The 21,283-nt window shown below is 65.0% G+C and carries 24 protein-coding genes; 8 read left to right on the top strand and 16 right to left on the bottom strand.

The window, feature by feature from the left end:
* Window positions 1-51 precede the first annotated feature (51 nt).
* The 5 genes from CH296_RS07350 (at window position 52) to CH296_RS07330 (ending at window position 5,370) form a co-directional block, all read left to right on the top strand.
* The gene (locus CH296_RS07350; RefSeq protein WP_094684392.1) at window positions 52-1,494 is read left to right on the top strand and encodes a CYTH and CHAD domain-containing protein; all 1,443 of its coding nucleotides are present in this window, start codon (window positions 52-54) and stop codon (window positions 1,492-1,494) included.
* Window positions 1,495-1,576: 82 nt separating this feature from the next.
* The gene (locus CH296_RS07345) at window positions 1,577-2,656 is read left to right on the top strand and encodes a hypothetical protein (RefSeq protein ID WP_094684391.1); all 1,080 of its coding nucleotides are present in this window, start codon (window positions 1,577-1,579) and stop codon (window positions 2,654-2,656) included.
* Window positions 2,657-2,806: 150 nt separating this feature from the next.
* A complete protein-coding gene (locus CH296_RS07340) occupies window positions 2,807-3,094 on the top strand; it encodes an ANTAR domain-containing protein (protein ID WP_094684390.1) in 288 nt (95 codons plus the stop codon).
* A 141-nt stretch (window positions 3,095-3,235) separates the two neighbouring features.
* Window positions 3,236-4,204, top strand: coding sequence for an Hsp70 family protein (locus tag CH296_RS07335; protein WP_032396615.1), 969 nt, complete (start codon window positions 3,236-3,238; stop codon window positions 4,202-4,204).
* Between the two features lie 50 nt (window positions 4,205-4,254).
* Window positions 4,255-5,370 carry a fused (3R)-hydroxyacyl-ACP dehydratase subunits HadA/HadB gene (locus CH296_RS07330; RefSeq protein ID WP_032396614.1) on the top strand — a complete coding sequence of 372 codons (1,116 nt, stop codon included), beginning with the start codon at window positions 4,255-4,257 and terminating at the stop codon, window positions 5,368-5,370.
* Window positions 5,371-5,537: 167 nt separating this feature from the next.
* On the opposite strand, the gene CH296_RS07325 is transcribed toward CH296_RS07330, so the two are convergent.
* From CH296_RS07325 to CH296_RS07310, 4 genes are all read right to left on the bottom strand, one after another.
* Window positions 5,538-5,933 carry a VOC family protein gene (locus CH296_RS07325; RefSeq protein ID WP_094630521.1) on the bottom strand — a complete coding sequence of 132 codons (396 nt, stop codon included), beginning with the start codon at window positions 5,931-5,933 and terminating at the stop codon, window positions 5,538-5,540.
* Window positions 5,930-6,058 carry a CGNR zinc finger domain-containing protein gene (locus CH296_RS29865; protein WP_218829206.1) on the bottom strand — a complete coding sequence of 43 codons (129 nt, stop codon included), beginning with the start codon at window positions 6,056-6,058 and terminating at the stop codon, window positions 5,930-5,932. The genes CH296_RS07325 and CH296_RS29865 overlap by 4 nt, the downstream gene beginning before the upstream one ends.
* Before the next feature lie 33 nt (window positions 6,059-6,091).
* Complete coding sequence (locus tag CH296_RS07315) at window positions 6,092-6,628, bottom strand: hypothetical protein (RefSeq protein ID WP_094684389.1); 537 nt, start codon at window positions 6,626-6,628, stop codon at window positions 6,092-6,094.
* 61 nt (window positions 6,629-6,689) lie between these two features.
* Window positions 6,690-7,157, bottom strand: coding sequence for a helix-turn-helix domain-containing protein (locus CH296_RS07310; RefSeq protein WP_094684388.1), 468 nt, complete (start codon window positions 7,155-7,157; stop codon window positions 6,690-6,692).
* Between the two features lie 93 nt (window positions 7,158-7,250).
* Here CH296_RS07310 and CH296_RS07305 point away from each other — a divergent pair, with 93 nt between their 5' ends.
* Window positions 7,251-8,420, top strand: a complete 1,170-nt coding sequence (locus tag CH296_RS07305; RefSeq protein WP_094646031.1) for a thiolase family protein — start codon at window positions 7,251-7,253, stop codon at window positions 8,418-8,420.
* 9 nt (window positions 8,421-8,429) lie between these two features.
* Here the strand turns inward: CH296_RS07305 and CH296_RS07300 are convergent, their stop codons facing one another.
* Genes CH296_RS07300 through CH296_RS07265 form a run of 8 tightly spaced genes read right to left on the bottom strand, consistent with a single transcriptional unit; the run spans window position 8,430 to window position 15,434 of the window.
* Window positions 8,430-9,056: a TenA family protein gene (locus CH296_RS07300; protein ID WP_094684387.1), complete on the bottom strand. Its 627-nt coding sequence runs from the start codon at window positions 9,054-9,056 to the stop codon at window positions 8,430-8,432.
* Window positions 9,053-9,805 (bottom strand): glutamine amidotransferase, encoded by a 753-nt coding sequence (locus CH296_RS07295; protein WP_094657475.1) that lies wholly within the window; start codon window positions 9,803-9,805, stop codon window positions 9,053-9,055. Before CH296_RS07295 ends, CH296_RS07300 begins: the two co-directional genes overlap by 4 nt.
* A 9-nt stretch (window positions 9,806-9,814) precedes the next feature.
* Window positions 9,815-10,828, bottom strand: a complete 1,014-nt coding sequence (locus CH296_RS07290) for a phosphotriesterase (RefSeq protein ID WP_256980374.1) — start codon at window positions 10,826-10,828, stop codon at window positions 9,815-9,817.
* A gap of 11 nt (window positions 10,829-10,839) precedes the next feature.
* A complete protein-coding gene (locus CH296_RS07285) occupies window positions 10,840-11,874 on the bottom strand; it encodes an ABC transporter permease (protein ID WP_094684386.1) in 1,035 nt (344 codons plus the stop codon).
* Window positions 11,871-12,653: an ATP-binding cassette domain-containing protein gene (locus CH296_RS07280; RefSeq protein WP_094630512.1), complete on the bottom strand. Its 783-nt coding sequence runs from the start codon at window positions 12,651-12,653 to the stop codon at window positions 11,871-11,873. The genes CH296_RS07285 and CH296_RS07280 overlap by 4 nt, the downstream gene beginning before the upstream one ends.
* Window positions 12,654-12,657: 4 nt before the next feature.
* Window positions 12,658-13,671 carry a substrate-binding domain-containing protein gene (locus tag CH296_RS07275; protein WP_045197202.1) on the bottom strand — a complete coding sequence of 338 codons (1,014 nt, stop codon included), beginning with the start codon at window positions 13,669-13,671 and terminating at the stop codon, window positions 12,658-12,660.
* The gene (locus CH296_RS07270; RefSeq protein WP_094613028.1) at window positions 13,668-14,564 is read right to left on the bottom strand and encodes a carbohydrate kinase family protein; all 897 of its coding nucleotides are present in this window, start codon (window positions 14,562-14,564) and stop codon (window positions 13,668-13,670) included. Before CH296_RS07270 ends, CH296_RS07275 begins: the two co-directional genes overlap by 4 nt.
* Before the next feature lie 3 nt (window positions 14,565-14,567).
* Entirely contained in the window at window positions 14,568-15,434 is an 867-nt protein-coding gene (locus tag CH296_RS07265) for a BtpA/SgcQ family protein (protein WP_230596918.1), read from the bottom strand.
* Between the two features lie 201 nt (window positions 15,435-15,635).
* On the opposite strand from CH296_RS07265, the gene CH296_RS07260 reads away from it, so the two are divergent.
* A complete protein-coding gene (locus tag CH296_RS07260) occupies window positions 15,636-16,661 on the top strand; it encodes a LacI family DNA-binding transcriptional regulator (RefSeq protein WP_094684385.1) in 1,026 nt (341 codons plus the stop codon).
* Here CH296_RS07260 and CH296_RS07255 read toward each other — a convergent pair.
* The 3 genes from CH296_RS07255 to CH296_RS07245 are packed head-to-tail and all read right to left on the bottom strand — an operon-like array spanning window position 16,622 to window position 19,762.
* Window positions 16,622-17,719, bottom strand: coding sequence for a M20 family metallopeptidase (locus CH296_RS07255; protein WP_094684384.1), 1,098 nt, complete (start codon window positions 17,717-17,719; stop codon window positions 16,622-16,624). The genes CH296_RS07260 and CH296_RS07255 overlap by 40 nt on opposite strands.
* The gene (locus CH296_RS07250) at window positions 17,709-18,572 is read right to left on the bottom strand and encodes an alpha/beta fold hydrolase (RefSeq protein WP_094684383.1); all 864 of its coding nucleotides are present in this window, start codon (window positions 18,570-18,572) and stop codon (window positions 17,709-17,711) included. The genes CH296_RS07255 and CH296_RS07250 overlap by 11 nt, the downstream gene beginning before the upstream one ends.
* Window positions 18,566-19,762 (bottom strand): S9 family peptidase, encoded by a 1,197-nt coding sequence (locus tag CH296_RS07245; protein ID WP_094684382.1) that lies wholly within the window; start codon window positions 19,760-19,762, stop codon window positions 18,566-18,568. The genes CH296_RS07250 and CH296_RS07245 overlap by 7 nt, the downstream gene beginning before the upstream one ends.
* 69 nt (window positions 19,763-19,831) lie before the next feature.
* Between CH296_RS07245 and CH296_RS07240 the strand changes: the two genes are divergently transcribed.
* Complete coding sequence (locus CH296_RS07240) at window positions 19,832-20,587, top strand: TspO/MBR family protein (protein WP_094684381.1); 756 nt, start codon at window positions 19,832-19,834, stop codon at window positions 20,585-20,587.
* Here CH296_RS07240 and CH296_RS07235 read toward each other — a convergent pair.
* The gene (locus CH296_RS07235; RefSeq protein ID WP_176459097.1) at window positions 20,584-21,249 is read right to left on the bottom strand and encodes a TetR/AcrR family transcriptional regulator; all 666 of its coding nucleotides are present in this window, start codon (window positions 21,247-21,249) and stop codon (window positions 20,584-20,586) included. The genes CH296_RS07240 and CH296_RS07235 overlap by 4 nt on opposite strands.
* Between the last annotated feature and the right edge of the window lie 34 nt (window positions 21,250-21,283).

The following is a 21,283-nucleotide window of genomic DNA, read 5'->3' as shown; positions in this document are numbered from 1 at the left end:
TCTGCAGTTTCGGACTCCATCGGCCCCGGTACTCGAGGCAGGATGACAGGTATGGAGTCGATTCAGACCGAGCGCGAAGACAAGTTCGACGTCGACGCAGATTTCCGATTGCCCACTCTCGCTTCACTGGTGCCCTCCGGCGGCGCTCTGGCGTCGAGCGAGACCGACCTGAGCAGTGAGTACTTCGACACGACCGGCCACGACCTGTTGCGACGCGGAATCACGGTTCGGCGTCGTACCGGTGATTCCGACAACGGCTGGCATGCGAAGGTCCCGGCGGAGAAGGCGCGGACCGAGATTCGGCTCCCTCTCGGCAACGGAGCGCACGGTGCGGTGCCGGACGAGCTGAACGACGTGCTGCGCGGTGCGGTGATGGGCGCGGAGTTGTCTGCGGTCGCGACTCTGACGACGCATCGCACGATTCACACCGTGTCCGACGCCGACGGGGCTATGGTCGCGGAAGTGGCCGACGACGAGGTCTCCGTCGTCCTGATCGGCGGCGCGACCGGTCCGCGGTGGCGGGAGGTCGAGGTGGAACTCGGACCCGCAGGCTCGGAGTCGTTTCTGAAGAAGGCGGGCAAGGTGCTGCGGGCTGCCGGTGCCCGGCCGTCGGCGCATCCGTCGAAGCTGGATCGGGCGCTGTCGGTGGTGCGTCAGGTACCCGCCGAACCCGGGGTGGTGCTGTTGGCGGACTATCTCGACGCGCAGGCGCAGGCGATCGTCGCAGGCGATGTGTATCTGCGTCGAGGGCTGGATCCGATTCATTCCACGCGGGTGGCGATTCGGCGATACCGCAGTACCCTTCGTGTGTTCGGTAGCCTGTTCGAGGACGAGCCCGCCGCCCAGCTCGAAGCCGAACTGTCTTGGTATGCAAGCATTCTCGGTGAAGTGCGCGATCGTCAGGTGCAACGTGCCCGGTTCGCCGCAGCGTTGCGCGAACTACCGCCCGAACTGGTGCTCGGGCCGGTCGCGTCGCGCATCGAGAACGACCTGCTCGCCGAGCAGATTCGGTACCGCGAGGCGGCGATGAGCGAACTCGACGGAGAGCGCTACCGCGCGCTGCTCACGACGCTGGCGGAGTGGTCGCGCGGGCTACCGATCGACGGCGAGGTCACCGAGCGCGTGTTGGTCAAGCTGGCACGCAAGGCAGGAAAGAAAGCGATCGATCGGACGAAGAGTGCCGTGCGCGGTACCGACGACGAGGCGCTGCATCGGGCACGAAAGGCATCGAAACGAGCACGGTATGCGGCCGAGTTGGTTGCACCGGTGGTGGACAAGAAGGTCTCGAAAGCGAACATCAAGCACTTCAAGACGATTCAGGAGGTGCTGGGAGAGCATCAGGACGCGGTGATCGCGGCGGACATTCTGCGTACCCTCGGCGCGCGAGCAGGCACGACGGCGGGGGAGAACGGATTCACCTTCGGCCTGCTCTTCGAGCGCGAGCGCCGGGCCGCCGAGACGGCCCGCGACGAGGCGAGCAGGTTGGAGTTCTGATCGAGTAAAACAATTTGTTTCCCCGATTTCAGGCTCGAAGGGTACTCTGAGCCCGAATCGAAGTCGGGGGGAGTCGACGACCATGGCCATTGCGCTCGGGATACACGTCGGTGCCGAAGAAGTGTCGGCCGTGCTGGTCGAGGCCGATCTACCCGAGTTGGGAGCCATCTCCACGCGCACCGTGTCCGTTGCGGCGGTTCCCGGCGGCGTGGGTGACGCCGTCACCACGATGCTCGGAATCATGAGGGTGCAAGCGGCCCAGAACGACCTGCGGATCAGCGGTTCCGGAGTGGTGTGCGACAGCATCGCGCTCTGCGGAATCGTCCGTGCAGCGCTCGCCGCCCATGAGGTTCGCGATGTCGTGGTGGTCGATGCCGGAGATCCGCGGTTGAACGCCGAGGTTCCGCTGGGAGTCGCAGCAGCACTGATCGGCACCGTCGACGCTCTCACTGCGTGGACAGGCGGGCCGGTCGACGTCCCTGCGGAGTCGGTCGACGAGGTCTGGAACGGTTCCGGCAGCGATGCGGCCGGCACTCCACGCGGTGCGCGACTGACGATGATCGGTTTGGGCGTCGCGGTTCTCGCCGCTTTGAGCGGAGCCACGGTGTGGGCGCTGTCGGCGGCCGGTCCGACCCAGAATTCCGTGGTCGACAGCGCGGATCGCACCGAGATGCCGTCGGCCGGGGGCAGCGAGGTCGCGTCGTCGTCGGTGTCGGTGGTCGCGGGTTCGGCGGTCCCCCCGCCTGCGCCGTCGGCTGTTCCGTCCATCGAGGCCGGGGTGTTCGAGGCACCGGTGTACGGGCCGGTGCCGGTCGGTACCTGGAGTGAAGCGCTCCCCGCGAGTCCGGTCCCCACGTCGATGAGCTCGTCGGGGGGTGGGGACTCCCGGGCCGGATCGGGTGGCGGCAGACCCGGCGTGGTCTCCGGCGGCGGCAGCGAAGGTCGTGGCGACTCGGACGGCGATGCGGACGGCGGGGCGTCGGGCGGCGGCAACTCGGGTGGCGGTGGTGATTCGGGTGGAGAAGAAACGACGACCGTCGAGCCGGAGCCCGACCCCGATCCTCCGACGACCACGAGCCCGATCGAGACCACCACGGAGGTTCCGGTCACCACCGAACCCACGACCGTCGACGAAGAACCGGCTGCGAGTCCGGTCGAGTGAGATCGATTCGTTGATTCCCTTGTGAGCGTGCATTTTTGATACTTGGACAAGTCCTTCTCGTGACGGGTGTGTGAATTCGACTCCGACACCTGAACTTCTGCTCATGCGTGGCTACCATCGAGTCATCGACCAGCAGACGGTGAGTATTCGATGACCGAGAATCCCGCAGCAGAACCGTTGGCTCGCACCACTATCGACAGGGCGGTGGGTGTTCTCATCGCGCTGCGCGGCTGTAGTCCGGAGGACGCGTTCGCCGAATTGGCGGCGCACAGCTTCCGATTCGATGTCTCCCTCGTGCAGTCGGCTCGGTCCATCGTCGCGGCCGCGCGCGGAATGGACTCGGCCAACGGCGTCGCCTGTGCGGCGATGACCTCGGCGCAGGAGGAGTGGGGTCCGCTGCTGGCGTACCGTCGCGATCCTTTCGATCACGTCGCCTGAGATCGGTCGGTACGGGTTCCGCTACTTGTTATATGTCCCAAAACAAACCGAAAGTTCATTCAGATACCGAGATTGCTGTCCAGACGACGGTTCGGCGGTTTACTATCGGCAGGTCGGAGTAGCCAGTCGAGTCGAGGAATCATGAGAACAGTCCTTGGTGTTTCGGTGGGTTCTGCCACTGCCCGAGGGGTCGCAGTCGATGCGATCGACGAGTCGGTGCGGTCGGCCCACATCGTTCACTCGTTCGATCCTGACGATCACCTTCAGGTCGCCATCGACTTGCTGGACTCCATGTCGCGCGATCAGATGGTCGACCGAACGGACATCGTGTTGGCGGTACCCGACGATCCCGGTGCTCGCGCGCGTACGTCCGCCTACTCCACGTACGAGGCCGATCGACTGCTGGTCGCCTCCGAACTCGGAGCTCAGCTGCGGTATCTGCAGGGAACGGGCCAGCTCGAGGGCGCTCGTACGGTCGCGGTCTGTGACATCGGGGCGTCGGGCACCACGGTGTCCGTGGCAGACCCGGCCACCGGTACGGTCTTCAGTTCCGTGCGCACCACGTTGTTCGGAGGCAACAGCTGCGACGAGCAACTCTCCCGCTACCTGCTCTCGACGTACGGAGCGGACGAGTTGGCGTCCGATCGGGCACGGGCAGAATTGACGGTATCGGTCCGAACGGCGCGTGAGCAGCTTTCTCGACTGCGGGTGGCCGAAGTTGCCGGACCCTTCGTCGGTGGTCCGGTCAGGTTGTGGCGCAACACTTTCGATGATGTTCTCGAACGCAGCATTCGGTCGTTGGAGGACTGGGTGGCCAGTGTGATCGTCGACGCGCCCTGTGCCGTTCACGCCCTGGTGATGGTCGGTGGCTGCGCCAACATTCCGACGCTGCGGCGCCTGTTCCGTCGTGATCTGATGCTGCCGGTCGTCGCACCCGCCAATCCGGAGTCTCTCACCGCGCACGGTGCGGCTCTGATGGCCGTCGACGCGGTCGCGTCGCGTCGACACCGCCCGCGGGGCGCCACGATCGCCAACGTCGCGCCGTCGCAACATGCCTCGATGGTGGGCATGGTGGGCTACCACGACTCACCGCGACACCGCTCGGCTTGAACCCGCCGGCCTGGCCAACGAACGCCGTTGTTCGGTAGGTTGCTCGGGTAATGGTGAACAGTGGGGTACGAGACGGTGGGACAACAGTGGCAGAGCAGGTAGCGGAGTCCGGTACGGCAGCAACCGACGGTGAAGCATTCGATCCGGCGGAACATGCTCGGAGCATGGTCGGTTATCACTACCGCACCGAGGACTACTACGAGGTGGGCCGCGAGAAGGTCCGTGAGTACGCCCGCGCCGTCCAGGATTTCCACCCCGCCCACTGGGACGGAGATGCCGCGGCCGCGCTGGGTCACAGTGCCCTCGTCGCGCCTCTGACGTTCATGTCGCTGGTCGGCACCCTTGCGCAGAAGAAGCTTCTCCAGTCCATCGCCGAGGGCTACGACCTGAGCCAGATCCTCCAGACCGATCAGGTGCTGGTGTTCCAGAAGCCGATCCTCGCCGGCGATCAACTGACGTGCGATGTCTCGCTCGACTCGTTCAAGACGGTCATGGGACGCGACATGATGGTCACCAAGAACGTCGTGTCCAACCAGAAGAACGAACTGGTGCAGACCACGTACACCACGCTGCTCGTCGGTCGGTCCGGCGAGATCGATCCGGCCATCGCCGAGTCTGCGAAGAACTTGGTGATGTTCGGCGCGACGACGGACGTCAGCGGTGCCGATTCCGGCGAGAGCGGCACACTGTCCACTCCGCAGGAACACGAACCTCTGGTCGTCGAGGAGTACCGGGGTCGGCCCACACAGAAGTTCGACGAGGTGAACGTCGGAGACGAACTGCCGCCCCGCACGGTGCGCCTGACCCGCGGTGACCTGGTCAACTACGCAGGTGTTGCCGGCGACGCGAACCCGATTCACTGGAGCGAGCAGTTCGCCAAGCTGATCGATCTCGAGAACGTGCTGGCCCACGGGATGCTCACGATGGGCGTAGGCGGCGGGTACATCACCGAGTGGCTCGGCGACCCGGGCGCTGTGAAGGACTACACCGTCCGCTTCACCACCCCCATCCCGGTGGACACCCACAAGGCCGCCGAGATCGTCTTCACCGGCAAGATCAAGTCCAAGGACGAGGCGACGCGTACTGCGGTCATCTCACTGGGTGCCACGTTCGAGGGCAAGCGAATCTTCGGTCACCGCGCCACGGTCACAGTGCAATTGGGCTGAGTGCCTGCGGCAGTGGTGTGGTTGTGTGCCCCGGGCGGCACTCGACCACACCACTCGGATGCTCGGTTGGCGTCCGTAGTCCGCGGATCGGCTCCTCGGTTGTGGATATGTGACTCCGATCGGCGTCGGGTATCCGAATGTGGGGAGCTGATGTGCGGGGCGCCGGTTCACGTCCCGACGAAGATGCAGAACGGATGGCCGGCCGGGTCGGCATAGATTCGGATCGGCTCTTCCGGGTCGTCCCGCAGGTCCCGCAATAGTTGCGCACCCAATTCGAGTGCGCGCGTGTGCTCTTCGTCGAGTTGCTCGACGGTGTCGACGCGAAAGTCCAGGTGCAACATCTGAGGGTGCTCGCCGTCCGGCCATGTTGCGGCCGGTAGTGAGTCGATCTGTTGAAACGCGATTCGCCACGAACCGTCCGGCGCGGTGATCGCGAGCCAATCCGGATCGATCGTCTCGGCGTCACCGGGGATGTACTCGAATCCCAGCAGTTGCCGGTAGAACTCGGCGGACTCACGGGCGTCGGTGCAGTCGACGACCACTTGATGTACCGAAATGTTCATGATCTGCCCTTCTTGACGGCGTGGTGTCGTGCAGCGCGCGCCCGATTGCCGCATGCGCTGCAGCACCATTGCTGATTGGGTCGATCCTGCAGAAACAGTTGACCGCATCGCGAGGCCTCGCACAACGCCAGGCGATCACGGCCTGAACGTACTCGGCCTCAGCGTCGGTCGGCCCTGTGTTGAACACCCGCGAAAACTGCACCGATCACGATCGACACTGCCAGGCATTCGATCAGGAACACGAGACTCGATTCTCGGAACAGCGGCGACTCCGACATCTGCGCGGCCGTCGAGTCGGGGTGAACCAAGGCAATGTCGGAGACCTGCGGCGGACTGACGGCGGCGGAGGCCCACAAGGAAGCTCCGAGAAACGCCGACGTCGGCAAGGGCCACCAGAACAGCGACTGCCGAGATCCTCGAATCCGTGCTGCCGCAGCAACCACGCACAGAGTCAGTGCGCCGATGACGAGCGACGACGGAAACCATGGTGGCCCCTGTTCGGTGAACAGATGCGCGTAGCCAATGATCGATACGCTTCCGGTCTCGCCGGATACAGCCGCCGGGTCGAAGGGCGCGAGGGGCGCGGCGAAGTGCCACAGCGATGACAGGGCTGCGGCCAGGGTGAGACCGAAAACCAGTGCGGTCCAGGCCCTGTCGGGTCGGCCTCCGGTGCCGCGCTGTAGATCGTTGACCACGTGCAGCAGGTTACGCGTCGTGCCCGCTGTGTGTGCGTCTCTTCGAGTCGAACACCGGAGGCTAGGCGATGCGCACTCTCAGTTCGTTCACCGGCACTTCCGCGCCGTTGTTGTCGGTGATCCGGACGTGCACTGGGTTTCCTTGTGCATCAACCACATCGAGGGGCCCGTCATCATCCTGTAGATACTCGTCGCCCCATTGCATCAGCCCGAGTACGACGGGCAGCAGGTCTTCCCCCATTTTCGTCAGGATGTACTCGTAGCGTGTTCGTCCTTTGTCGGGGCGGTAGGGCTGTTTGACGAAGATGCCCGCGTCGACGAATTCTTTGAGTCGGGCGGCGCTGCTGGCGTCGGTGATGCCGACGCGTCGGCTGAAGTCGTCGAATCGCGTCGTGCCGTAGAAGGCCTCGCGCAGGATCAGCATGGCGGATCGGGTTCCGACCACGGACAAGGCGCGCGCAATGGAGCAGCGGTCGCCGGCCGTCCAGGAGTCGAGGTCGGACAGTGGGCCGTCCATGTGGAGGGGCATATCACGATACTACTGACTTTACAAAACCATAGCCAGCTCGTACCGTGGTGTCAGCGATCCGATAGGAACGGGTCGATCGGACAAGGAGCCGTCATGAGAGACGCAGTCATCGTCGAGGCAGTCAGAACCCCGGTCGGACGGGGCAAGGCAAACGGCACTCTGCATCCCGAACATCCAGTGGACCTGATGGCCCACAGTCTTCGGGAAGTTGTGCAGCGCAGTGGAATCGACCCGAACCAGATCGACGACGTCATCGGTGGTGTCGTCACCGCAGTGGGGGATCAGGCGTCGAACATGACTCGACGTGCTGCATTGGCGGCGGGCTATCCCGAATCCGTGCCTGCGACCACGGTGGACCGTCAGTGCGGAAGCAGCCAGCAGGCGATTCACTTCGCCGCTCAGGGCGTCATCTCCGGTGCCTACGATCTGGCGATTGCGGCCGGGTCGGAGTCCATGAGTCGAATCCCGATGGGCTCGAACATGATCGGTACCGAGGACCCGGCAGGTGTCGGTTTCGCCGAGAGGTATCCGGACGGTCTGGTGCCGCAGGGCATCAGTGCCGAACTGATCGCGGCCAGGTGGGGTATCAGCCGGACCGAAATGGACGAATTCGCATTGTCCAGTCACGCGAAGGCCGCGGCGGCAACCGAAGAGGGACGCTTCAAGAGGGAGATCAGCGCCATCCGCGGGCTCGACCGTGACGAGGGGATCCGCACCGGGTCGACGCTGGAGGCCCTGGCAGGGCTGCGTCCGGCGTACTACAGCGACGCCATGGCGCAGCGGTTCCCCGAAATCCAATGGAACATCACCGCGGGCAACGCAAGCCAGATCAACGACGGTAGCGCCGCGGTCATGATCACCACCAGCGAGAAGGCGAAGGAGCTCGGCCTCACGCCGATGGCCAGGCTGCACAGCTTCGCCGTGGTCGGTGACGATCCGCTGATGATGCTCACCGCCGTCATCCCGGCCACGCAGAAGGTGCTCGCCAAGGCGGGGTTGACGATGAGCGACATCGACCTGTTCGAGGTCAACGAGGCATTCGCCTCCGTGGTGCTCGCATGGGCCAAGGAGACCGGGGCCGATCCGAGCAAGGTGAACGTCAACGGCGGAGCCATCGCCATCGGTCACCCCCTCGGCGGCAGCGGTGCGCGCATCATGACGACCATGGTCCACGCCCTCGCCGAACGTGAGCAACGCTTCGGGCTGCAGGTGATGTGCGAGGCGGGCGGCCTGTCGAACGCCACCATCGTCGAACGCCTGTAAGTGCAGGCACTAGTCCATCGCCGAGTTGTGGAATTCGTTCTCGGCGGCCAACATTCCTGCGAACCACTCGTCCAGCCTTGCATCGTCCACAGCGTTCATGGCGTCGACCTCTCGGGCCAACGCGTCGACCTGCGCCACGAAAGCAGGTCGGGTATGCATTTCTATCCACTCCTGCAGCGCCGGTTCGCGATCGGTCGACGTATGGAGTGCTGCGCGGCACCAGGACAGGTACAGGGTCTCTGCGGCGAACATCGCCACGAGTGCTGCGGCCCTGCCGTCTCGACGGGCAAGTCCCAGTGCGTAGTCGGACAGTACGGACGATCTCTCGATCAACTCGTCGGTATCGCCGTCGTACGGAAACTGCTCACGTAGCCCGGCGAAGTACTCCCGCTGCTCACCGACGAGATTCGACAGTGACACCACATGATCGGTTGCGTCGTCCAAGGACTCGGACTCTGCGACGACGAGTCCCAGGATGCGCACCGCGGTGAGTACGAACGCCTCCTCGATCACCAGGTAACGCCGGAAGTGGTCGTCGCGTAGTGTGCCGTCGATCGATTCGACGATGAAGGGGACGCGCTGCGCTGCAACGAGGTTGCGTTGTTGCCGCGCAATCAGTTCGGCGGAGCGACTCATTCCGCGGACAACCAGGTGATCAGGCCGTCGAACAGATCGGTGTAGCCGAGCCACTGCTCGCAGAACTCCGGCGGTGCCCAGTGCGGTGAGCAGTCCGAGGTGAAGACCGCCGAGCGGCCCGTGCCGTAGGTGCCCGCAGCGACGAGCGGATCTCCGTTGATGGTGGCGGGGACGGCAACTCCGTCCTTGGCGATCACTCGGTTGTAGCCCAGGAGTGCAGGCCACTCGATCCCGCTGGCGCTCACGGTGGGGTGCTTGTCGTCGACGACCACGGGGACCATGCCACCTGGGGTCTCTACGCGATCGTCTTCGGCGAGCATCGTCACCGGCAGAGCGTCTGCGAGTGCTGTTTGCCGGAACGCAGCGCGGGCCTGGAACCCTGAGAACGAAAGGTATCCGCCGATCATCAGCAGCGCACCGCCGTCGTGCACCCAGTTCCGGAGCTCGACCAGGCGGTCCTCGCCTGCCTGAAAACGATCGAAGACGCTGGGTGCGAGCTGAATCGAGTTGGCGCCGATGTCCGAGAGGACGATGACGTCGTAGGCGGACAGAGCCTCGCCGTTACCGGGAAATTGTGTCGGCACCAGATGCGCCGGCATGTGCACCACGTCGTGGCCGCGGGAAGCCAGGGCGTCCTTGAGTGGTCCGACACCTTCCACGTAGGAGTGCACGGTGAATTCGTCGACGCCCTTGACGTGCGTCGAGGTGGTCATCCAGCTTTCACCGGCGATCAGAACTTTCTTACCCATGGTGGTTCTCTATCCTTTTCCGGCGCTCTCGAAGAGCGACCTCGGGTTGTCTCGCATGAGCGAGGACACGTGCTGGGGATCGATTCCGCTGCGCACGAGTCGTGCTGCGAAAGAGACTGGTACGTAGGCCAAACCGTTGCCACCGAATGTGCGGAGCATCGACTTGAGAAACAGGTCGTGACTGAGGAGCAATTGCCGTCGGTATCCGCCGCCGATGAGACCGGCGACCGCGAAGGCGGTGTCGGCGGGCGATGGAGACTGACCCTCACCCGGGAACTCGAAGGGCATGCCGATCATGTCGAATTCCAGATACACCCCGCGATCACCCAGAGCGCATTGGTAGTCGGGATCGCTGCCCGACGGGTCCATGTGGCAGAGCACCACAGCACTCGGGTCGACACCCATCTCCTCGACGACGATGTCGAGCACTTCGTGCCCGCGCCGCTGCCACCCCGGAAGGTGAACGAACAGTGGTACAGCGACTTCTCGTTGCGCGACGCATGCGGCGCGTAACGCCTTCTTCTCGGCGGCGGTGAACGACGGCGAGACTCCGATCTCCCCGATGACCCCGGGGCGAGGCCCGTCGTTCGAGGAGAACTCGGCAACGAGTCCCGACGCGAGTTGGTCGACGCTCAGCGAGGCGACCTCGGCCGGGTGCGTGGCCTCGAGGTACCAGCCCGAGCCCATGACGACCCGGACCCCCGAGTCTCGGGAGTACCGTTCCAGGATCTCGGGTCGACGACCGATGCCCGGTGGTGTCAGATCGACGACGGTCGTCCCGCCGTGGTCGGCAAAGGTTTTCAGGTCCGCCAACACGGCCGCCGCGTCGTCGATCCGGCAATTGTCGGCGCTGTGATACGGATTGTCGTGCAACAGCCAGGCGTCCGAGGCCGAGATCGGTCCGGAAAGAACCTGCGCCACAGCGGGATCGGGCGATTCCGAGTACGCCGCCGAGGCGTCGTTGTGCAGGTGCTCGTGCGGTAACACCAACCCCAGCTCGCTGGAGTCGACCGGACCGGTCACCGTCCGGACGATCACTGTTTGCCCGGTGCGCTCTGCAGGTGCTTGAACAGTGACGCCAACGAGTGCCCACGCATGTTGATCCAGATGGCGACGAGCAGAACGATTCCGGTGATGATGGGCGTGAGGAAGGGGCTCACGCCCAGCAGCGTCAGGCCGTTGGCGATGATGCCGGTGAGGACCGCACCGATCACGGTGCCGACCACGGTTCCTCGTCCACCGAACAGGTTGGTTCCGCCGAGCACCACCGCGGTGATGACGGTCAGCTCGAAACCGTTGGCGGAGTTGGCGGAACCCGATCCCAGTCGTGCGGCGATGAGCAGGCCGGCAATGCCGGCGGCAAGACCGGTGAACACCAGCGTCATCATCAACACGCGACGGGTGTTGACGCCGGAGCGTCGGACGGATTCGACGTTGGACCCGATTCCGGTGACGTAGCGGCCGAAGCGGGTGCGACCCAGCGCAACCGCGCCGATGACGACCACGGCGAGGGCGATCCAGGCGCTCGCCGAGAACCCGAGCCACGACGCAGTGCCGAGCTTGGCGAACGCGGTGCCCGGGGTGATGGGAACCGAGAAGCCCTCGGTGCGGTACAGCGCGATTCCGCGGATGATGGAGAGCGTGGCGAGTGTGACGATGAACGGTGGAATGCCCTGGTAGGCAGCGAGCCAGCCGTTGACCAGTCCCCACGCCGCACCCATCAGTGGAGCCGCGACGAACACGACCGAGGAGTCGACGCCTGCCTGGATGAGCTGGGCGCTCATCGCGGCGACGAAGGCGACCGTCGCTCCGACGGAGAGGTCGATCTGGCCGGTGGTGATCACGAACGTCATCGCGACGGCGATGATCAGGACCGGTGCGATCTGCGTGGCGAGGTTGGAGATGTTGGTGAACGTCAGGAACGACGACGTGGTCACCGAGAAGACGAGGGCCACCGCGACGGTGACGGCCAGCATGGCCAGTGTCGGCTTGTTGGTCTGTTGCCACAATGTCGGTCGCGCAGCGAGTTTCGCGACGCTGGGCTGTGCGTTCTTGTCGAGAGTGATCATGGGCGGCCTTCCGGCGAGGACGGTGAGCGCTGGGGAACCGGAGTGCGAGTGATCAGTCCGACGAGCGATTCGATGTTCAGCTCGCCGATCGGAACGTCGTCGACGCTCTGTCCCTCGTACATGACGGTGATGCGGTCGCAGACTCGGAACAGATCCTGCAGGCGGTGCGTCACGAGGATGACGCCGACGCCCTGGGCCGCAACGTCCGTGATGAGTTTCAGGACCGATTCCACCTCGGCGACGGCCAGTGCGGCCGTTGGCTCGTCGAGGATCAACACGTCGGGCCGGAACGAGACGGCCCTGGCGATGGCGACGGTCTGCCGCTGCCCGCCCGAGAGTTGGCCGATCTCCTGGTACGTCGACTTCACTTTGACGTGCAGGTCCGCGAGGATCTTCGCGGCGCGTTCGTGCATGCCGTGCCGGTCCAGAAACGGTCCCTTGCGGGGTTCACGGCCGAGGAACAGGTTGCTCGCGACATCGAGGGTGTCGCACAGCGCCAGATCCTGATAGACGATGCCGATCTTCTGCTGCTGCGCATCGAGCGGTGTCGAGAAGCGCACCGGTTCCCCGTTGACTCGCATCTCACCACCGTCGTGTTGAACGGCGCCGGCAAGGATCTTCATGAGCGTCGACTTGCCGGCGCCGTTGTCTCCGACGACTCCGAGTACTTCGCCGCGTGAGAGCCGGAGGTCGACTCCCTGCAACGATTTCACCGGGCCGTACGATTTGGTGATTCCCGACAGTTCGATCAACGGTGTTGTCGGATCATGGTGTGCCATAGGGCTACTTCTCCAGGTAGTACATGTAGTCGCCCACGTTGGCGGGGGTGACGATCTGCGTCGGGACCGGGATGTCCGCGGGTGCGGTGCGACCGCAACCGAGATCGATCGCGGCGTTCATTGCCTCGTAGCCGAATTCGAAGGTGTTCTGCTGCACGACGCCCTCGAGCCAGCCCGCCTGGAGGGCGGAGACAGCCTGATCCGACAGGTCCCATCCGACGGCCTTGATCCGGTCCTGTGCACTCTGGCTGTTCACTGCCGCGACCAACCCGATGAGTGCGGGTTCGCCGGTGGCGTAGACGTATTCCATGTCCGGGTTGCCGGTGAGCAGGTTCTCCGCGGCGGTCTGCGCGTTCTCCTGAATGTTGCGACCGTCGACGACCGTGCCGACGGTCATGCCCGCGGCGGAGACCGTGTCGGTGAAGCCCTTCTGACGTTCGAGCTGGATCGTGCTGTTGAGTGCGCCGACGATACCGACGGTGCCGGTGTCGTTCGCCAGCTCGGCGAGTGTGTCACCGATCTGAGCGCCGCCCTCGGCGTTCGCTGTTCCCACCTGGGTCGAGATGCCCGGGTCGTCGACGGTGGCGTCGACGGCCACCACCGGGATACCTGCTGCGGCGGCCTTGGACACGGATGGCTTGATGCCGTCGGTGTCGATGGCGTCGACGATGATGGCGTCCACGCCGGAAGCGATGAGGTTGTCGAATGCGTTGGCCTGGGTGACCGAATCGTCGTTGCCGCTGATGATCTGGAGGTCGACACCGGCTTCGTCGGCGACCTTCTGGGCGGCGTTGTTGATCTGGTTGAAGAACAGAGCTTGCAGATTGATGGTCACCAGGCCGACCTTGAGGGTGCCGTTCTTGCCGTCGCAGGTGTCGGCGACGCGGGACGGATCCGGAATGGACGACGCGGAGGCGTCGGTGCCGCCCGTGGTGTCGCTGGGGGCGGCGGAGTCGCATGCGGTGAGACCGAGGGCAAGTGCTGTGCCGAGGACGAGGGGGAGTGCGCGTTTGATCATCGGGTCTCCTGAAGATCGACAGTGGCCAGGGTGGCAGTGAATTCGTTGAGTTCGGTGATGCTGGGGCAGCCGCGTGGTCCGGCCGTGGCGCATGCGAGAGCAGCGGACGCCCCGGCGAGGCGTGCTGCATGAGCCGGGGGTTCGCCTGCGTCGACGAAGGCGATGTAGGTGCCGCAGAAGCAGTCTCCGGCTCCGACGGCGTCGACGACGTCGACCTGTACTGCGGGTTCGGTGATCGTCTCACCCGAGGGTGTCACCAGGGTCCACCCGTGCTCGCCGTCGGTGACGACGAGGTGAGTGTCGTGCTCGGCGGTCATCGTCGACCACCGTTCGGCATCTATGCCGAAGCTGTTCTGCCACAGGCTGCGTCCGACGATGACGTGATCGGCGAGGGCGAACGCATGGAGTGCGGCGTCGAGATCGTCGCAGCCGTCGAGATCGATGGCGAGGCTGACGTTGTCGGGCAGTTCGGCGGGGAGCATCTCTGCTCGGTAGCCGTCGACGAACAGTCGGCCGCCGTCGTCGGAGAGGGCCTCGAGGACGGCGGCCAGCCGTTGTGCGTCGTTGGCGTCGTCCTGGCTGATGATCGATCGATCACCGCCCTCGGCGATGAGAACGACTGCGGTGGAGAGGAAAGCGTCACGCGGGGCCCAGCTGGTGTCTACTCCGTCGTGCTCGAGCCCGGCGAGAAACTCGGTGGACCTGGCGTCGGGGCCCACTGCGCCGGCGAAGGCCACGCGTGCACCCATACGGGCTGCGGAGACCGCGGCGTTGGCGTTCATGCCGCCGTCGATCGTGTCGATCGCCGTTGCCTGCACCCTCTCTCCCAGCACCGGGACATGCGGAACATGCACCGTCACATCGTTGTTGGCGTATCCGAAGAAGACGATCATCGGCTATTTCCCAGCTGCGCGGGCGACGGCGCGAACCTTCTCGCCTGCGACGCGTCCCCACCAGCGGGCGTTCTCCTTCACCGACGACGCGATGATGGCCCCGTCGCATTCCTTCATCAGCTCGCCCACGTTGGCCGCGGTGATGCCGGAGCCGATGATCACAGGAAGCATCGTGTTGTTCTTGATCACCGAGACCTCGTCCACGGAGGCGGCGTCTCCGGTGCGGGAGCCGGTGGCGATGAGGACGTCGGCATCGAAGAACTCGGCGTCCTCGGTCTGTTCGGCGATCGTGCGGTCTGCGACGATGGCATGCGCGCCGTGCTTGACGTGCACGTCCGCGAAGATCTTGACCGGGTCGGCACCGATGCGGTGGCGGAAGCGGGTGGTCTTGGCGGCCTGACCTTCGATGAATCCTTCGTTGGCTATGTACGCGTTGGCCCACTGGTTGACGCGGACGAAGCTCGCGCCCGCTGCCCACGCTGCGGCCACGCCGCATTCGCCGGCATTGGACAGGATGCTCACGCCGACGCGGTCGCCGAAGTCGCCGACGACGGCGGCGGTGACGACGCCCATGCTGGCCGCGGTTTCGTATCCGTGTTCACCCGGCTTGAGAAAGGGTATGTCCCAATGGTTCTCGACGATGACTCCGTCGAAACCATTGTCGATGTATGCGTGAGCCTCGGCCAGGGCGAACTCGGAGATCTCCGAGACGGGCCGGCCCTTGTAGTGCGGGCTGCCGGGGAGGGCGGGCAGGTGGATGGCACCGATGAGTGCTGGTGCCGAGGTGAACATCGCGGCCAGGGCCGACGGCTTGGTCGGAAAGACTCCCAGCGACTGCTCTGGGTGCTGGTCCGACAGGGACGTACTCACGTAGGGAACTCCTCGGGTGATCGTCGGGCGAGATGATGTAATCGATTACCTCGCATGTATGCACCGTAAGGGATCGGTACCTATTCGTGTCAAGGAATTTCGGAGTCGTTTATGTAAACGATTGCCTCTACTGTGTAAACAGCAACGCAAGCGACCGCGCGGTTCGATAGCCTCGGGTCCACACGTGAGAGTAGGAGTTGGATGCGTAAAGCAACCATTCGCGACGTTGCCGAGCGCGCAGGCGTCTCGACAGCCACGGTGTCTCGAGCGCTCTCGGGTTCACGTCCGGTCTCGGAAGACGTTGCTGCCACCATCCGACGGGCGGCCGAGGATCTGGGATATTCGGGCAACATCATCGCCAGTTCCCTGCGCCGCAACAGAACGGACACCGTCGGCATGGTGGTGCCGAGTATTGCCAATCCCTTCTTCACCTCGCTGGTGGTCAACGTCGAGCATGTGCTGTCACAGCGCGGCTTGCAGTTGTTTCTGTGCGACTCCCGATCCGACCCGGACGTCGAAGCGCAGAGGCTGCGCAGCTTGGTCTCGCGTCAGGTCGACGGCATCATCATCAGCCCGTGCCATGGCGAGCGGTCCGCAGAGGCCGTGCGCACCACGGCTCGCGCGATCCCTGTCGTCCAACTCGACCGGTTCGCGCTCGACACCCACACCGACTGGGTCGGGGTCGACGACGATGCCGCACAGGCGCTGGTGATGGACCACCTGGCCGCTCTCGGTGTTCGGAGCGCGGCATTCATCAGTTCCGAACTGACCAATTCGTCGACCGAGCTACGTCGAGCCGGCTTCTTTCGCCACGCGGAGCGAGTGGGTATCGAGACGCGAGAGGAGTGGACGCTGTTGGGCGACTACTCGATCGACTGGGGCCGTGAGTCGTCTCGGCCCATTCTCGAAGCAGCCTCTCGTCCCGACGCGGTGGTGTGTGCCGACGATCTGATCGCGCTCGGTGTTTTGCAGAGTTGCCAGGCTCTCGGACTGTCGGTTCCGACCGATGTCATGGTGACCGGGTTCGACGACATTCCGTTCTCCGCGTTGAGCAATCCGCCGCTGACGACCGTCCGGCAGCCGCAGGAACGTATTGCCGCCGAGGCCACGAGGCTGTTGGATCAGGCGATGAACAGCGACGAGACGGGCACCGCGCACATCGCTCTGCAGCCGGAGTTGGTGGTCCGTCAGTCGACGGTCGGCCAGGCGCGCGTCACGGCGGTGTAGGCGGTGATGGCCGCATCGAGTTCGTCGAGCGTGACAGTTTCGTCGGCGGCATGCATCAGGGCCGGAGTCCCCGGTCCCCACACGACGATCGGCGCACCGGGAGCCGCCGCGGCGATGATGGACGCGTCGGTGAAGTACGTGACCGGTTCTCTCGCAACGGAATGCGGCAGCTCGTCGATCCAGCTGTTGCCACCGGCCGTCCGCACACCGGGCAGGTCGATCCGCGCCTCGATGTGGTCGACCTCGGGTTGATCCCGCCACCACGAGAGCAGTGCCGAGCCGTCACCGACGGTCCGGTGATCGACGACGACGTGTGCGGTGTCCGGGACGATGTTGGGGGCCGAACCCCCGTCGATCAACCCGACGTTGAACGTCTCGGCACCGAGGAACGGATCCGTCGACAGCGGGAGCTCGTCGCGTGCCCGTGCCAGGACGTCGACGAGCTTCATGATTGCACTCTCGCCTCGCTGGGGTGTGCTGCCGTGTGCTGCAATGCCTTTGGTGGTGACATCGACCCACAATGCTCCGCGGTGGCCCAGATGCACCTTGTTTCCGGTCGCCTCGGGCACCACCACGGCACCCACCGAACATTCGGCGACGGCGTGACGGGCGGCGAGCGCTCCGAGTGAGCCGATCTCTTCGTCGCTCGTGAGCAACAGTGCTGCAGGAACACCGTTCTCGAAGGCGGCGAGCACGGCGGCCGTGGCGGCCACCAGGCCTGCCTTCATATCGGACGTACCCCGGCCTCGCATCACTCCGCCCTCGACGTCCGCGGCGAACGGATCGAACTGCCAATTCGAAAGATCGCCCGCGGGAACGGTATCGACGTGGCAGGCGAACATCAGTCGCGTGGTCGTAGGAGGGGCGTCGTTGGTGATCAGCAGCCACGGGTGCGCGCCGTCTCGATCGCCCTCGACTGCAACGCCGGTCGTCCGCGCCCTCAGAAGGGATACGACGGCGTCCATCGAGGAGCGTTGGGGCGCAGGGTCGCCGGACACGGTGCGTTGCGTGACCAGTTCGGTGAGCACGCCGACGGCAGTGGTGCGGTCAAGTGCCATGGGGAGCACTCGATCGCATCACTGCAGCGGCAGCCGCATCGGGTGCCTGTGTCGGAATCCAGTGCGAGACGCCGGGCAACACGGTCAGTGTGTAGGCCGCATCGACGTACCGTTGGGCACTCTCGACGGTGGAGCGTCCGATGAAGGTGTCACCGTCACTCCAGACCATCGACGTCGGCACGGTGATGCGCAGGCGGCCGATGCCCGGGCTCGAGAACGGTAGGCCCCGATACCAGTCGACGGCGAAGGGCAGCGCGCCGTAGTCGACGATCTCCGTCTGCGTGCGTTCGAGATCGGCTTCGGTCATTCCGCTTTTCTCGTACCATCTTTCGGCCCTGCGGCCGGGTTGCGTCATCCACTTCTCGGGCAGCACCGGCAGTTGGAAGAACGCGAAGTACCAGGAATGCAGTATCTGTTTCGAGCTGAGCAGGCCGGTCATGAATGCGCCGGGGTGGGGTACCGAGAGCGCCGTCAGGGACGAGACCAGGTCGGGACGACGACCGGCGGTAACCCAGGCTATGTTCGCTCCCCAATCGTGTCCCACCAGGTGAACCGGCGTTCCGATGAGGTCGATCAGGGCGACCACATCGCCCACCAGTGCGCCGACGCGATAGTCTCGTCGCCTCGTGGGCCGGGCGCGTGGGGAGTATCCGCGCTGATCCGGTGCGATCGTGCGCATCCCGTGCTCGTTGAGTATCTCCATCACCGCGGACCACGACGATGCACGTTCGGGAAATCCGTGCAGCAGCAACACGACCGGGCCGTCGAGCGGTCCCTGGTCGAGGACGTCGAACACGAAACCGGCGTGGGTGTACTCGGTGATTCGTTCGGGTGCAGAGCCGCTCGTCAGCATGTGCTGGGTACCGTCTGTCCTGCGAACCGGGCGGCCAGGAATTGCATTGCCGCTTCGTCGCTGACGTCGTGGCCCTGTTCGGGTTGTTCCTGGGCGACGACCGAATCGCCGAGGGCGCAGGCTTTCTCGACACCGTCGGCAGTCCACTGCGGCAGAACGACGTCGTCTTTCGCGCCGTACGCCACGAACAGCGGTACCTCCGTTCGCACCTGCGGGAGTGTGTAGCGATCGACCACGTCGATCAGCTTCTGCTCGGATTCGGTGGAGTCGGCTGCGAACTCGTCGGGTGCCATCGCCTGGACGGCTCGCTCCTTGCCTCCGGTGTCGCCGCCCGAGCAGGTGAGCAGCAGTTCGTTGTTGGCCTCGGCGACACTGCCGCTGTAGTCCGTCGGATCGATCGAGGGGTCGACCTGCTCAGCGCCGTAGAGCAGGTACGGCAACAGTTCCTTCTGCGGCCTGGTCAGGGTGCCGTCGTTACTGGATCGAATCAACGGCTTCAGATCTGTCGGGGGCGAGAGCGACACCGATCCCACCAGGTCCAGGCCCTGACCGTAGGAAGCGGCGAGTTCGTTTGCAGCCCAGGCGGCTTGGCCACCCTGCGACAGGCCGACGGCAGCCCAGCGTGTGGAGACGTCGGGCAGCGCGGTGTGGGCCGCGCGAGCCGCGTCGATCATGTTGTTTCCGGTGGTTCGCGGCTCCAGATACGGGTGGGTGCCACCGCCGGTGCCCAGGCCCTGGTAATCGGGTAGCACGGTGACGTACCCGAGTGCGGTGAAGTCCTGCACCGCAAATTGGTATCCGAGCAGATCGGGATACAGGGTCGGTCCGCAATCGGCCTGCACACCGGTGGTGCCGTGCCCGTAGACGATGATCGGCCACCCGCCCTCGGGCGGCGTGCCCGCCGGAACGGCTGCCACCCCGGAGACCGCGGTGGGGGAATTGTCGACGCCCGATGTCGATTCGTAGACGAATCGGTAGAGCGTGGCACCGGTCGCGGCGAGGGCGGGGGATCGATCACCGAAGTCCGCGGAATCGAGAACGGTGCCGGGCACTCCTGTGAACTCGTACTGCGGTTCCGGAGCAGACGTCGATTCCGTGGGAGCGGGCTCCGGCGTGGAACTGCATCCGGCGGTCACGGCCACCGCGAGGCAGCAGACGGCAGCAGAGATCGAACGCGAGTAGGAATGCACACCGCGTGTCTACCAGAACCGGGCTGCTGCTGTGTTTGCACTGCCCGTCGATCGGGGATCAACTCGACTGTGAAAATCGGCGTCGTTCTCAGTGCGGTCGTGGCCGTTGTCGTGTCTTTTCTCGGGTCGGGTGCATGGATCGGGACGCCCATCGCCGAAGCGGCGGACGGAGCGCTCAGTGCCACGTCGACTCTGGTGGCACCCGCGGGGCCCGCGTTCTCGATCTGGTCGGTGATCTACGCGGGGTTGATCGTCTATGCCGTCTGGCAGCTGCTGCCCGGGCGCACTGCACGCCACGACGCGCTGCGGGCACCGATCATCGCGTCGATGTTGCTCAATCCGGCCTGGATTCTCGCGGTCCAGTTCGGCCAGGTGTGGTTGAGCGTGCTGGTCATCGTGGCGCTGTTGGCGGCGCTCGTGCGCGTGTTCGTGCTGATGCAGCAGTTCCGGCCCGAGGGCGTCGCCGACGCAGTGATCACCGACGGCACGATGGGGCTCTACCTCGGTTGGGTGTGTGTCGCGACGATCGCGAACATCTCTGCCTGGTTGGTGAGCCTCGGGTTCACCGGCGGTGCAGGTGCAACCGTCTGGGCGATCGTGGTGCTCGTCGTTGCAGCGGCAGTAGGGCTGCTGCTCGCCCGCTACTCGCGCGGAGCGATCGCTCCGATGCTGTCGATCGGGTGGGGATTGGGATGGCTGGCGCAGGGTCGCCTGTACGGCGAGCTGACCAACTCCACGGTGGGATACACCGCAATTCTCGCAGCCCTCGTGGTCGTCGGTTCGACTGTGGTGACCAGGGTTCGCGGGCGTCGGTCGGTAACCTAGCCGCGTCCGAGGATCGCCTCGACAGCGTCGTCGACGTTCAGGGCCGGGTCCAGGACCGGTGCAGTACGCAGGCACGCGACGATGATGTGCACCAACCATTCGACCATCTGCTCGACGTCGATTCTGGCGTCCTGTTCGAGCCATCGGGCCGTCGCGCCGTCGATTGCCGCGACGATGCTGTGACCGACGAGTCCGACGCTTGCGTTCTCCGCGTCGAGTCCGAGTTGCGTGGCCGCCGCCTCCAGCACTGCGGTTCGCGCGTTCTCGAACACTTCCCAGGCTTCGGGGTCTGCGCCTCTGCCGCCCAACACCATTCGTAACGCCAGTCCTCGGTGCCGGCTGAGGTAGTTCAGGTGGCTGGTCAGCGCAGCCCGAATCTGGATGTCGGGTGTCGAGTCGGGAATGTCCGCGAAGGCCTCCGACATGGCCGCGGCGGTGGCCCGCATCGCCTCGAGGTAGATGCCCCTCTTGTTACCGAAGTAGTGGAACAGGAGGCCGTGGGCAACGTCGGCCGACTCGACGATGTCCGAGACGGCGACCTTGTCGTAGTCGGCCTCGGCGAACAGGCTCGCCGCTGCGTCGACGATTCGCTGCCGGGTCTCGGCCGCTCGGGCGGTGGCCCGGTTGGCTCGGGCAACCGGTTTGGCGGAACGATCTGGCACCGAAAGTCCTATCTGCCTTGGCCTGCCCGTCCGG

Source organism: Rhodococcus sp. 14-2496-1d (assembly GCF_002259365.1).
Lineage (GTDB): Bacteria > Actinomycetota > Actinomycetes > Mycobacteriales > Mycobacteriaceae > Rhodococcoides.
Note: the sequence above shows the minus strand (reverse complement) of the source record. Positions and strands in the feature narration are given on the sequence as shown.